General features: G+C 53.7%; 11 protein-coding genes and 1 other annotated feature (1 of these 12 running past the window's edge). Of the genes, 1 reads left to right on the top strand and 10 read right to left on the bottom strand.

Annotation, left to right across the window (positions count from 1 at the left end; all coding sequences use genetic code 11):
* Nucleotides 1-70: 70 nt before the first annotated feature.
* The 6 genes from mreD to BLT35_RS04760 form a co-directional block, all read right to left on the bottom strand.
* The gene (mreD, locus tag BLT35_RS04785; RefSeq protein WP_074727151.1) at nt 71-595 is read right to left on the bottom strand and encodes a rod shape-determining protein MreD; all 525 of its coding nucleotides are present in this window, start codon (nt 593-595) and stop codon (nt 71-73) included.
* Nucleotides 592-1449 carry a rod shape-determining protein MreC gene (mreC, locus tag BLT35_RS04780; protein WP_083351186.1) on the bottom strand — a complete coding sequence of 286 codons (858 nt, stop codon included), beginning with the start codon at nt 1447-1449 and terminating at the stop codon, nt 592-594. The genes mreD and mreC overlap by 4 nt, the downstream gene beginning before the upstream one ends.
* Before the next feature lie 43 nt (nt 1450-1492).
* Nucleotides 1493-2527 (bottom strand): rod shape-determining protein, encoded by a 1035-nt coding sequence (locus tag BLT35_RS04775; protein ID WP_054819697.1) that lies wholly within the window; start codon nt 2525-2527, stop codon nt 1493-1495.
* 285 nt (nt 2528-2812) lie between these two features.
* Complete coding sequence (gene radC / locus BLT35_RS04770; RefSeq protein WP_074727149.1) at nt 2813-3502, bottom strand: RadC family protein; 690 nt, start codon at nt 3500-3502, stop codon at nt 2813-2815.
* A 57-nt stretch (nt 3503-3559) separates the two neighbouring features.
* The gene (locus BLT35_RS04765; protein ID WP_074727148.1) at nt 3560-4171 is read right to left on the bottom strand and encodes a Maf family protein; all 612 of its coding nucleotides are present in this window, start codon (nt 4169-4171) and stop codon (nt 3560-3562) included.
* 164 nt (nt 4172-4335) lie between these two features.
* The gene (locus BLT35_RS04760; RefSeq protein ID WP_062409252.1) at nt 4336-4578 is read right to left on the bottom strand and encodes a DUF4321 domain-containing protein; all 243 of its coding nucleotides are present in this window, start codon (nt 4576-4578) and stop codon (nt 4336-4338) included.
* 158 nt (nt 4579-4736) lie between these two features.
* On the opposite strand from BLT35_RS04760, the gene BLT35_RS04755 reads away from it, so the two are divergent.
* Nucleotides 4737-6035 (top strand): N-acetylmuramoyl-L-alanine amidase, encoded by a 1299-nt coding sequence (locus BLT35_RS04755; RefSeq protein ID WP_254777509.1) that lies wholly within the window; start codon nt 4737-4739, stop codon nt 6033-6035.
* 140 nt (nt 6036-6175) lie between these two features.
* Here the strand turns inward: BLT35_RS04755 and BLT35_RS04750 are convergent, their stop codons facing one another.
* The 4 genes from BLT35_RS04750 to BLT35_RS04735 form a co-directional block, all read right to left on the bottom strand.
* On the bottom strand, nt 6176-7477 hold the full coding sequence (locus BLT35_RS04750; RefSeq protein WP_074727147.1) for a hypothetical protein: 1302 nt from the start codon (nt 7475-7477) through the stop codon (nt 6176-6178).
* A gap of 140 nt (nt 7478-7617) precedes the next feature.
* On the bottom strand, nt 7618-9003 hold the full coding sequence (gene murC / locus BLT35_RS04745) for a UDP-N-acetylmuramate--L-alanine ligase (RefSeq protein ID WP_074727146.1): 1386 nt from the start codon (nt 9001-9003) through the stop codon (nt 7618-7620).
* Between the two features lie 8 nt (nt 9004-9011).
* Complete coding sequence (locus tag BLT35_RS04740) at nt 9012-10391, bottom strand: bifunctional folylpolyglutamate synthase/dihydrofolate synthase (RefSeq protein ID WP_074727145.1); 1380 nt, start codon at nt 10389-10391, stop codon at nt 9012-9014.
* 7 nt (nt 10392-10398) lie between these two features.
* Nucleotides 10399-13071, bottom strand: a complete 2673-nt coding sequence (locus BLT35_RS04735) for a valine--tRNA ligase (RefSeq protein WP_074727144.1) — start codon at nt 13069-13071, stop codon at nt 10399-10401.
* A gap of 107 nt (nt 13072-13178) precedes the next feature.
* Nucleotides 13179-13353: a binding site (T-box leader), on the bottom strand; it runs 81 nt beyond the window's last position.

Here is a 13353-nt window from a genome sequence, read left to right as displayed (position 1 = left end):
AACCGCTCTTACCCCCTAAGCCTATACAATTCGGCTTGGCGACGGCGTTCTCCTGCTCCTCCGCAGAAAATTATTCTTCTTTCCTCTGCTTTAAAGAAAGTCCCTCAAACAGCTTCCGTATCGGAACATAAACAGCAAGCGCAAACAGCAGGTTAATCAGCATGCTCGGCAGCATTTGATAAAAGAATACCCACTGGAACTCCGTATGAATAACGCGAAACAAACGATACAAACCGAATATGACCGAATCGTAAAACAAATTTCCCATACCGATCACAAGCATGCTGATCACGATGCTGGAATACACCCGGCCCTGCAGGAGACCGGCCAAATAACCGGAGAGACCAAGTCCGAACGAAACCGGGCCGAGCATGGGTGAATAATGAATGAAATCCTGCAGCATACCGAAAATAAGTCCGAACATAAGTGCCGTATGACGATGAACATACAGCCCGATATATAGAACAATGACCAGCAGGAGGTGCGGAACGACATATACCTTCGTTTGCCAGGCTGTTGGAATCAACCAAGGCACCAGGCTGCTCTCAAGTAAAAACAGACCGCCCAAAATCAACCAAAGCTTCGTATGATTCATGACGACTCACCCAGCTCGGGCACTTCTACGACGAACACTTCGCGAAGATGGTTAAACGAAGCGAAAGGCTGAATGTTGGCCACGTAGGTGATGCCGAATTCGCCTTGCTTTTTCTCGACCACCTTTCCTACTTCGATGCCGCTCGGGAATACCAGACCTCTTCCCGAAGTAATGACCGTATCGCCGGGCTGAATCGGATCCTTCGGATCAATCTTGGTCATCAGCAGCGTCTGCGAATCAGAATCGAACGTCTCAATGAAGCCGAACGATTCGTTCTCCTTGCCCTTCACCGTTACGGAGATCGCTTTGGACTCCAGCGCCGCTTTGTCGTCAATTCCGGTAAGCAGCTGTACGTCGGAATAAAAAGAAGATACGCCGACCACCCTTCCGATCAGGCCCTCCACCGACATGACGGCCATATTGGGCCGGATTCCGTCCTTTTCGCCCAGATTGACCGTCATCATCTTATTGCCCTGATTGAAATAAACGACCTCGGCTATCCGGAATTTATAATCGTTCATTTGCTTCTGCCGTTCGGTAAAACCCAGAGCATCCTGCAGCCGTTTGTTCTGCTGCTCGAGGTCGTTCAATCGGGTCGTATCGCGGGCATACTTGGTCAACGTCTGACGCAGCACCTGATTTTCTTCATAGATGGTACGCAGCTGTCCGATATTTTGAAAAAACCCGACGATGGCGCCGACAGGCTTGTACACCAGTCCCTGGGTCCAAGAAATGGTATCCTTCAGAAACTTTTCCGGCCATGTATTATAATTTCGCTGCCCGGACGTAAGACCCATCAGCACAATAAAGCAAATCAGGCCCAGCATCAGCAAGAGCAGCCTCTTATTCCCCATTAATCTCAATGCTTACACCTTCCAATACGAGAGGCTGTAATTTTTAACGCCGGGCTTTGACGGCAGGACCGGACCTCGTCTTGAACAAGTGAATGTTGTCAAGCGCCCTCCCTGTGCCGATCGCAACGCAATCGAGCGGATTGTCGGCCACCAGCACAGGCATCCCCGTTTCACGGGAAAGCAGCTTGTCCAGATTGCGAAGCAAGCCTCCGCCGCCCGTGAGCACAATACCCCGATCCATGATGTCGGCCGCAAGCTCCGGAGGACATTTCTCAAGGGTTATCTTTACGGCATCCACAATGCTGTTCACCGTATCTGCAAGAGCTTCGGTAATTTCATCCGAGGTCACGGACATCGTTTTGGGCAGCCCCGTCACCAGATCCCGGCCCCGGATTTCAAATCTCTGCGGCGGGTCCAACGGCAGCGCGGAACCGATCTCCACCTTGATTTGCTCCGACGTCCTCTCACCGATCATCAAATTGTAGGTGCGTTTGATATATTGAATAATCGCCTCGTCCATCTCATCGCCGGCTACACGAATGGAACGGCTTGTGACAATACCTCCGAGGGAAATGACGGCCACCTCGGTCGTACCGCCGCCAATATCGACCACCATGCTGCCGGTCGGCTCCCATACCGGCAAATCGGCGCCGATCGCCGCTGCGAACGGCTCCTCGATCGTATAGGCGTCGCGGGCTCCGGCCTGCCGCGTCGCATCCTCCACCGCGCGTTTTTCCACTGCAGTGATCCCGGACGGAACACACACCATCACGCTGGGGTGACGCTGAAACAAAAAGCGCTGCTTTTGCGCTTGACGTATAAAATATTTGATCATCGTCGCCGTTGTGTCAAAATCGGCAATCACACCGTCTTTCATCGGACGGATGGCCCGAATGTTGCCCGGTGTGCGCCCGATCATTTTCTTTGCGTCGTTGCCTACCGCTTCGATGGTTTTCGTATCGGTGCGAAGTGCAACGACAGAAGGCTCGCGAACGACGATACCTTTGCCTTTGACATAAACCAATGTGTTGGCCGTCCCCAGGTCAATCCCCAGATCTTTTGTAAATCCTCCGAACATGGTTGGTGCTCCCTTCTCTATTAAAAGACGCGCATTCCGCGGAATTAGTTTTCAATTTTGATTAAAAAAACGGATTTTCAGCCGCTTATTTCAGGTACCGCCTTAAGTATGAAGCGTCATTCCCAACATAAGCCCATCCAATTCCGTGATTTGGCATTATAATCCTCTGACCGTCAAAATAAGATTCGGAGGGATTCGCTTTCTGATGCTTTCAGAAAAGCCCCCGCCGCAACCTCCGTGCAGCTTTGCCGAATCGTCTTTGATCAAGAAGCCTTACTTATTATATTACATCAATCCAAGCTCCTTCAAACTTACGAAGCGTTGATCGCCGATCACGATGTGATCCAGCACATCGATCCCTACGATGTCGCCTGCTTGCACAAGCCGCTTCGTAATTTGGACATCTTCCGGACTCGGAGTCGGATCGCCGCTCGGGTGATTATGAGCGCAAACAATGGAAGCGCTGCTGCGCTTAATGGCTGCGCGGAACACCTCGCGGGGATGAACGATGGACGCATTCAGACTGCCCATCGATACGGTCTCCTGACCGATCACATGATTTTTGGTATTCAGAAACAGACAAACAAAATGCTCTTTTTGCAAATAACGCATATCCTCCATCAAAACTGACGCCACATCCTGCGGAGATCGAATCGTAACCGTTTCGTTCATGGCGCTTCGGGCAAGCCTGCGGCCCAGCTCGATGCCCGCTTGAATCTGCAGCGCTTTGGCCGCGCCGATCCCTTTGATTTGGGTGAACTGCTCGATGCTCATGTCGGTCAGGCTCCTCAGCCCGCCGCTTTCCTTCAATAACCGATGCGCGACATGGACGGCCGATTCCTGAAACGTGCCCGTTCTGAGCAAAATCGCAAGCAGCTCCGCGTTGCTTAATGCTTGAGCCCCATACTGTATCATGCGTTCTCTAGGTCGTTCTTCGTTTGGGACATCGCGCAATGTATAATTGAGCGATTCCATGCATTCCCCTCTTTCATATAGTCTTTGTTCGAGCATCCATTATATCATGACACCCTCTCAAAAAACAGCCACAGAAAAACGTTCGAGCATATCGGAGAGCAGCGACATCGGAAGACCCACGACGGTAAAATAATCGCCCTCGATTCTCTCCACAAGGGTAGCGCCGAGTCCTTGAATGCCATAGGCTCCGGCTTTGTCCTTTGGCTCTCCCGTTGCGATATAACGACGAATTCGTTCATCCGTGAGTGCCTTCATCCAAACGGACGTCCGCTGATGGTCTACATGCCTCTCCCCGGTCTGCAAATCGATGCAGGCCACGCCGCTGTAGACATGGTGCTCCCTTCCCTGCAGGGACTTCAGCATGCGGAAAGCGTCTTCTTCGTCCTTTGGCTTGCCGAGCGTTTCACCGTTCAAAACGACGATCGTATCCGAACCGATGATAATGCCGTCCCTGACCCCCGAACGATCCGCTTTACAACGTTCGTATACAGCCGACGCTTTGCGACCGGATAGCCGCTCCACAATGTGTTCCGGCGCAAGTCCCGCTTCTATCGTTTCGTCCGCGTCGCTGGCGATGATTTGATAGGGCAGCTGCAAGGAGCGGATCAGCTCCTGCCGCCGCGGGGATGAGGAAGCCAGAATCAGCGTTTTGGTTGTGGTTATCGACATAAAACGTTCCCTCGTTTCGAAATTTTATATGGTGGTTTGTCCCCGAAAATCCCCGGCTGTCCGGACATGACGGATGAAGGAAAAACGAATGAAGCCTGATGAATCCTCTATGTGAAACGCGCATGCCGATCCGCTTCCTTCACCGGAAGCGGACAGCTCCTTGTCTACAGCCTGCGATGCACCCAGAATCCGAGCGCCAAGCCCGCAATGCTGATCAGATTCAGACGGATCTGAAGATCCAGATCGTATTGGATCACAATCAGATCGGCTTTAGGCTGCCAGCTCAGCGGCACCGACTTGGTCAGGAACGACAATCCCGGATATGGGGCAAGAAGCTGGCCGACCAGCGTTCCGGCAACCAATCCGACAATCAGGAAGAGAATGAGCGTAAGCATATTCTTTTTCAAGTGTAGGATACCTCTTTCGGGAAAAAATTACTAATCTGATTTTCTATGTATGCCACTGGCTATTATATCACACTTGTCCGTGGCGACGAACGAGTATTGTCTGGAAAGGAATTATGAGGAATGCTATCTGCTTACGGAAGAAAAGGTGAACTTGGATCATGGTAAGAAAAAAAGGCAAGCCGTTGCGAAAACCGTGGATGCGCACCGCTATTTTGGCGCTGGGTCTTCTGGTGCTGCCCGGCCAGGCGATGGCCGCGAAAATTGTCGTCGATGCCGGTCACGGAGGCCGTGACCCCGGCGCCATTGGCGTAAACGGTCTTCAGGAGAAAACGGTCAATCTGGACATATCCCGCAAGCTGAGAGATCTCCTGATACAGCGGGGATACGAGGTTACGATGACAAGGGATTCCGATGTGTATCTCACCCTGAAGGAACGGGTCGACTTTACGAAGGCGCAGCATGCGGATTTGTTTGTTTCCATCCACGCGAATTCGATCTCCAGTCCCGGAACGCGCGGTGCGATGGTGCTTTATTATGACGATGCGTATCCTCAATCGAGCTATCCTGCAAGTCCCGAGATGAGGGCCCTTACGCCTCAAAGCCGGGAGCTGGCGACCAAGGTGCTGAACTCCCTCGTCCAAACGGCGGGGCTGGAAAACCGGGGCATTGTACCGAGCGCGGTCTATGTCGTACGTATGGGCAACATTCCGAGCATCCTCGTGGAGACGGCGTTCCTGTCGAACCCTGAGGATGCGGCTCTCCTGGCATCGAATCAGATGCGCCAAATCATGGCTCAGGGCATTGCCAGCGGCATTGAAGCTTATTTGCCGCCGAATATACAGTTCCCCGACACCCGGGGACACTGGGCGCGCGAAGCCATCCTGCGGTTGAATGCGCAGGGCGTGGTGGAGGGCGTCGGCAAGAACTTCGAGCCGGACCGCATGCTGACGAGAGCGGAATGGATGACGCTGCTCGGACGCATATTCGACCTGCCGGCGGCGAAGCCGGCAGGGGGCGCTTGCGGCGACGGCGGCAAGGACACGGTCGCCGGCGCCGTCTACCGCGACGGCGGATGCGACGCCGCGCAGGGGGCTGCCGCGTTCCGCGACGTGAACGCGGGGCATTGGGCCTTCGCCGACCTGGACAGGGCGGTGAAGGCCGGCGTGCTGGAGGGCTACCCCGACGGCACGCTGCGGCCCGACCAGCCCGTGACCCGGGCGGAGGTGGCCGCGCTGTTCCAGCGGCTCGCGAAGCTGCCGCTGATTGAGCTTGCGCCGGGCTCGCAGCGGCCGTTCAAAGACATACCAGCAGGTTACTGGGCGGAGGGAGAGGTAGCCGCGTTGAAGCAGGCCGGCTGGATTGACGGTGTAACGGCAGAGCGATTTGAGCCTGAACGCTCCATGACACGGGCCGAATCCGCCGCACTGATCGACCGCTACATAGCAAGCCGCAAGTAACCCTATCAGGGACGCCAGTGCCTTGTATCTGCTTGGGGTTGACGGTAAAACGGACGGTAAATCGGCTCTTCATATCGTACATGAATAAAACAAGCTCACCTTTCATTCGTCACGGCGAATCAGAGGTGAGCTTGCTTTTTTTATTGTACCGAAGCGCTGTTCAGCAGCGCCTTCTCGGCCACGAGATACTGCATTAAAGCGGACTGAGCTTCCCAAAGGAGAGCCTGCGACGGATTCTTATTATATTCCTCAAGCGAAACTACGGCGGTATTGAGCGCGCTGTTCATTTTGGGAAGCGACGCCCGGCCAACCTCCCCTAAACCGTCGCTGACGGCCGAAGCCGTGCCAGCCCAGCTCTGGTGGGTCGCTTTGATGGACTGCAGCGCCTTCGGATCGAGCGCCTCCGGTTTTTCTTTGCCCAGCTGTACGACCGTCTGCGATGCAATCTGCTGTACCAGCTCATTTCCCTGGCTCATATAGCTTTCAAACAAATGGATCTGATTGCCTTTCCATTTGATTTTGGCTGCGGCCGGAATGTCAAATGGCTTGATCATCACCTCAAGCTGTCTCTGCTGAAACGTCCGGGTAAGCTCAAGCGCTTCATCCCGGCTCAGAGCCATGCCTACGTATACAGGGAACTTTTCCCCCGCATCGCTGACCGCAGCAAGCCCCTTCTGGCGAAAATCGGTTACAGCCGAATCCGCACTCTGGGAGCTACTGAAGACGCCTCCCTGCAGAAAAGAATATGTTTTGGCAGGAAGGTTGACAGCCAAGTCGGCCACGGCTTCATTCACGGCCGCATTCGGCGCTTTCGCTGCACCGCTGTTGCCATCCTGTACAGCGGCATTATCCTGCTGCTGCGGCGCTGTCGTCCCGCCCACGGGTTGTACCTTCCCGTAGTCGGAGACGTCTCCGGAGAACATAGAGAGCACCAAAAAACCGAAAGCGACGCCCGTCACGACAGCCCCCGTTACCGAGGCGGCGATTTTCATCCATGAGTTTCCGCCGGACGGGTTCGGATAGTAGAATGAGTCTTTGGTCTTATAAGCCCTGTACTCCCGCGTCTGCCCCCGTCCCCGATTCCATTCCCGTTCCACGTATCCCGATTCCGGATCGGCCCTCAACTTCTCCGATGGCGGGATACTCTCTTCAATCCGGTAGGTGTCCGTATCGAATGAGCTGTGCCAGCCGCCAAAATCGGTGGTATATTCGTTCAAAGGTCTGACCTCGACAGGTTTGCGTTCCTCATTGCCCATTGCCGGCCCTTGCCCGGGTCGTTCTTCTATAACACGGTATTCCTCTGTACTCATCGGAATCCCCTTTGCCTGTTCCTTATTCTCCCGCTCCATAAGCTGATCGCGCCGACCGCCCTGTTCACTTTGCTCCTGCTTCTCACGCGGCTTTTGGTCATTGAAACGAAACGTCATCCTGGCTTTGTTCACCGGCGTCAACTCTCCCTTGTCCATGATCTTATTACTAGACTATGAGAGTTAAAGAGGAAATAGAACTGTACATAAAGAAGCCTCCGGCACCATACCGTCCTGCACGCGGCAGGATGGACCGAAGGCTTCGCTTTGCAAATTTAGTTTTGCTTTGCACGCTCCATAAGAGATTTGGCCAAACCGTCGGCCGCTTTCCAAATATCGCCTGCCCCCATGGTCAGCACCAGGTCTCCCGGATTTACGGTATCGAACAAATAGCTTTGCACCTGTTCCTTTGTCGGTATATACCGCACGTTCGGGTTGCTGTTCTTACGGATCAGTTCCACCAGATTGGCGGAGCTGATCCCTTCGATCTGCTTTTCCCCCGCCGGGGAATAGATGTCCGTGATGATCACTTCGTCGGCATCCGGGAACGCCCGGCTGAACTGCTCAAACAGGAAATACGTACGAGTGTATCTCTGTGGCTGAAAAACGGCGATAATGCGTTTACCCGTCGCTTTGGCCGCTTGAATCGTGGCTTCGATTTCAGTTGGATGATGCGCATAATCATCGATGACCAGAATGCCGTCCACTTCCCCAAGCACCTGAAACCGCCGCTTGGCTCCGCGGAATTCCGTAATCGCTTCGGCTACCTGTTCGAACGTCAGACCCGCTTCCATGCAGGTAATGATCGTAGCCATCGCATTATACACATTATGCTTGCCGGGCACGGATAAACGAACCGTACCAAGCACGTTCCCCTCCCGCACCAATTCAAACGTAACCTTCCTGTCGCCAAGACAGATGTTCCGTGCCATCACATCGGCTTCCGTTTCGATCGCATAGGTGATGACCTTGCTCTTGATTTGCGGAATCATATCGCGCAAATAGACATCATCCTTGCAAACAACCGCTTTGCCGTCTTTCTTCACCTGGCTTAAGAACCGGGCATAGGCATATTTCAGATTTTCAAAGTTGCCGTCATAGTTTTCAAGATGGTCCGCCTCGATATTGTTGACCAAAGCGATGGAAGGCTGATACTGCAGGAATGAACCGTCGCTTTCATCGGCTTCCGCGACAACCCATTCACCCTTGCCCGCTTTGGCGTTGCTTCCGACGTTCATGATTTCCCCGCCGATGATGAAGGTCGGGTCCTGTCCGCAACGTTCCAGCACCAGGGCAATCATGGATGACGTCGTTGTCTTTCCGTGCGCTCCCGCTACCGCAATGCCCTTCTTCGCATTCATCAGTCTCGCCAGCATTTGAGCCCGGTGCAAAATCGGGATGTTCAGCTCTTCAGCCGCGACCATTTCTACGTTATCTTTGGACAGCGCCGTAGAGTATACGACGACGTCCGCTCCCTTCACGTTCTGCGCTTCGTGTCCAATGAACACCTGCGCCCCCTTGGCCGCCAGCTTCTCTGTAAGCTCCTGCTGAGCCAAATCGGATCCCGAAACTTGGTAGCCCATTTCCAGCATCACTTTGGCAATGGCGCTCATGCCGTAGCCTCCGATGCCGATAAAATGGATGTGCTCCGATGTATTCACTCGCGTTCTCACCAGCCTTTTTCAGAATCGGATTTATGCTTGATCCAGGAACGAACATCCCCTATCAAATATAACGTGCCCGAGACGACGGTAAGGTCGTCCTCTTCCGCCAAGCCCTTGGCTCGCTCGAGCGCCGCCCTCCAGTCAGGCTCCACGATCACTTCCACGTCACTTCGGCCATGCTCTTGCAGCATAGCTCTAGCCAGTCCGGCAAGCGATTCCGCCGAGGCCTTCTTATGCCAATCCGGCTCGGTAAGGATGAGAGTATCCACTATTGGCAGTATATGCCTAAAATAGCCGGAATGATTCTTGTTATCGAGCATTCCCATGACAAAATGGAGGTTTTTAAAAGAATATGTCTCTTTCAGCGTTTTTGCCAGCGATTCGGCTCCCTCCGGATTGTGCGCGCCGTCGATCAAAATCCTCGGTTTCGCAGATATCATTTCGAGACGTCCTGCCCACTGCGTCCGTTTCATAGCGAGATACAGATCCTCATCGTCTACAATGAAAGCATAATATTGACGCAGGACTTCAATCGTCATCAGAGTGACGGATGCATTCTCGATTTGATGCAACCCGTTCAAAGAGATCTTCACGTCCGGTATGTCCCGGAACAATCCCCGGAAGTGAAACGTCTGTTCATCTTCTTTTGACGAGACCGTATCATAGCGGAATTCCCGCCCCAGCAAATACAGCTTGCTGTTCTTTTCTTTGGCCTTCCGCTCAATGACATCCACAACCTCCGGCTGCTTCACCGCACTTACGACCGGAACGCCGGACTTGATGATGCCCGCTTTCTCCGCTGCGATTTGTTCCAGCGTTTCTCCCAAATAATCCATGTGATCATAACCGATGTTGGTGATCACCGAAACCAGCGGAGTAACGATATTGGTCGAATCCAATCGTCCGCCCAGGCCCGTTTCCCAAACGACGAAATCGGGATAGGCCATACGCGCAAAATATTCAATCGCCGCAACGGTGGAAATCTCGAACATCGAGGGCTGCCCGTACTCTGCCGCCACTTGGTCGACCACGGGCTTGATTTTATTGATGACCTGAAGCAGATCTTCGTCGGATATGTTCTGCCCATTGATTCGGATGCGCTCGTTATAGCTCTCGATATAAGGGGACGTGAAGGTCCCCACATCGTATCCGCACTGGCGAATCACTTCCGACAGATAGGCGCATACCGAGCCTTTGCCGTTCGTTCCGGCCACATGGATAAATTTTAACCGGCGATGCGGATAATCGAGCAGCTCCATGAGCTTCTCCATCCGTTCCAAACCCGGCTTGATGCCCGCCAGAGGAATGTATCTTACGAGCCAGTCCACCGCTTCTTTAGCCGTCTGGAACGATCCTGCCGGAGCAGATTGCCTGTCTTCGCTCATCGCAAGTTCACCCTTTCAGCTCCGCCAGACGGGCATTCACTTTATCCCGTTTATCGGCGTAATCGGCAAGCTTTGCCTTTTCTTCTTCGATCACTTTAGCCGGAGCCTTCGCTATAAAGCCTTGGTTTGACAGCTTTTTCTCGATGCGGGCCACCTCGTTATGAAGCGTCCCGAGTTCTTTTTCCAGCCGCGCGATTTCCTGAGCGATATCGATCAGGCCCGCCAGCGGCAAGTACAGCTCCGCTCCGGTTACAATTCCTGTCATCGCTTTGTCCGGAGACGTTAACTCCAAATTGATTTCCAGAGATGACGTATTGCAGAACCGGCGCACATATTCTTCGTTGCGCTGCAGGATAGCAAGGAATTCGGCGCCGGCCGGCTTCACAAGCAAATCCACCTTCTTGCTCATCGGCACGTTCACTTCGGCGCGGATGTTGCGGACGGTACGGATGATATCCATCAGCAGCTCCATTTCGCGCACAGCCTCCGGAGCCTCAAAGCGCGCTTCGAATGCCGGCCAGGCAGCCAGCGTGATGGTCTCGCCTTCATGCGGCAAATGCTGCCAGATCTCTTCGCTGATGAACGGCATGAACGGGTGGATCAGGCGCTGAGTCCGGTCAAGCACATAAGCGAGTACGGATTTCGTCGTCTTCTTGGCCGCCTCATCGTTTCCGTACAAGGACAGCTTGCTGAATTCGATATACCAGTCGCACAGATCATCCCAAATGAAGTTGTACAGCAGACGTCCCGTTTCGCCGAACTCATACGCATCAATCAGTCTCGTCACATCCCGCACGGTTTCGTTCAAACGGTGCAGTATCCACCGGTCCGCCGTACCCAGTTCTCCGCTCAAATCGATATCGGAAACTTTGAAATCTCCGAGATTCATCAGCGCAAAACGCGATGCGTTCCAAATTTTATTCGCAAAGTTACGTGCCTGCTCTACCTTCTCCCAACGGAAGCGAAGATCCTGCCCCGGCGTGGAGCCTGTTGAAATCATAAAGCGCATCGCATCGGCGCCGTATTTCTCAATGACTTCAAGCGGGTCAACGCCGTTGCCGAGCGATTTGGACATTTTACGCCCTTCCGCATCGCGCACCAAACCGTGAATGAGCACATCCTTGAAAGGTATGCTGTCCGTGAACTCCAGTCCGCTGAAAATCATGCGGGCGACCCAGAAATAAATAATATCGTAGCCCGTTACCAGCAGGTCCGTCGGGTAATAACGCTTCATGTCTTCCGTTTGTTCCGGCCAGCCGAGAGTAGAAAACGGCCACAGCGCGGAGCTGAACCAGGTATCAAGCACATCCTCATCCTGCTTTAGGTGTGTGCCGCCGCACTTCGGACACACGGTCGCATCTTCGCGGGAGACGATGATCTCGCTGCAGTCGCCGCAGTACCACGCCGGAATCCGGTGGCCCCACCAAAGTTGGCGCGAAATGCACCAGTCGCGCACGTTCTCGATCCAGTGCAAATAGATTTTTTCAAACCGGTCCGGCACAAAATGGACGCCTTGTGCGGATTTCTGGGCCTCTACGGCACGCTCCGCCAGCGGCTTCATTTTCACAAACCACTGCGTCGACAAATATGGCTCCACGACGGCGCCGCTGCGTTCGCTGTGGCCGACCTGATGCACATGCTCTTCGATTTTGATCAGCACACCCAGCTCTTTCATATCGGCAACGATTTGCTTGCGGCAATCGAAGCGGTCGAGCCCCTGATATTTTCCCGCGTTCGCATTCATGGTGCCGGATTCGTCCATCACGAGCACCTGCGGCAAATCGTGGCGCTTGCCCACCTCAAAATCGTTCGGGTCATGCGCCGGCGTAATCTTGACGGCGCCGCTTCCGAATTCTTTTTCCACATACTCGTCGGCGATAATCGGAATTTCTCTTCCGATGATCGGCAGGACAAGCGTTTTTCCGATCAGGTGCTTGTAACGCTCATCCTCCGGATGCACCGCCACCGCGGTATCGCCCAGCATGGTTTCCGGACGCGTCGTCGCCACGACGATATATTCATCGCTGTCTTTGACCGGATATTTCAAATGGTAGAGCGCACCCTGCACTTCTTTGTACTCCACTTCAATATCCGATAGCGCCGTACGGGCGGCCGGGTCCCAGTTGATGATATATTTGCCGCGATAGATCAGGCCCTTTTCATATAGACGCACGAATACTTCGCGCACCGCCTTGGACAATCCTGCGTCCAGCGTAAACCGTTCTCTGGAATAGTCCAGCGAGAAGCCCATTTTGGCCCACTGCTCACGGATCGTACCGGCATAATGCTCCTTCCATTCCCATACTTTCTCCAGGAATTTCTCCCGGCCGAGATCGTAACGCGTCACGCCTTCCTCGCGAAGCTTTTGTTCCACCTTCGTTTGGGTAGCGATTCCCGCATGATCGGAGCCCGGAAGCCATAACGCGTCATAGCCCTGCATCCGTTTGGTCCGAATCATGATGTCCTGCAGCGTAAAATCCAGCGCATGGCCGATATGTAGCATACCGGTCACGTTCGGCGGCGGAATGACGATCGTGTAAGGCTTCGCGTCCTTACGCTGTCCCGCTTGAAAATAGCCGCCCTTCAGCCAGTAATCATACCATTTTTTCTCGGATTCTTTGGGATCGTACGTTGTCGGCATCGACGTAGCCGGCGCCGCCGCTTGTTTTGTTTCATCCATAACCAGCAATACCTCCATATGCTTTCGAATTCAGTTGGGGCTATATGTCGCAGGGACGCATCTTTCGCATAAACGCATCACCGCAGCACATCAAAAAACCTTTCGCCGCAAAGGACGAAAGGCTCTCGCTTCCGTGGTACCACCTTTATTCCGTACTTAGGCATAAATTCTCGCGGAGTCCTCTCCGGTCAAAATACGGCACTCAAACAGATAACGGCTGTAACCGGCCGAATCTAGGGTTCGCTTTCAATTCGGCAACTCCGGGGCGACTTCAACAGGTAC

Origin of the sequence: Paenibacillus naphthalenovorans, from assembly GCF_900099895.1 — a bacterium.
Lineage (GTDB): Bacteria > Bacillota > Bacilli > Paenibacillales > NBRC-103111 > Paenibacillus_G > Paenibacillus_G naphthalenovorans.
The sequence above is the reverse complement of the archived record's forward strand: the minus strand, read 5'-3'. Positions and strand labels throughout refer to the sequence as shown.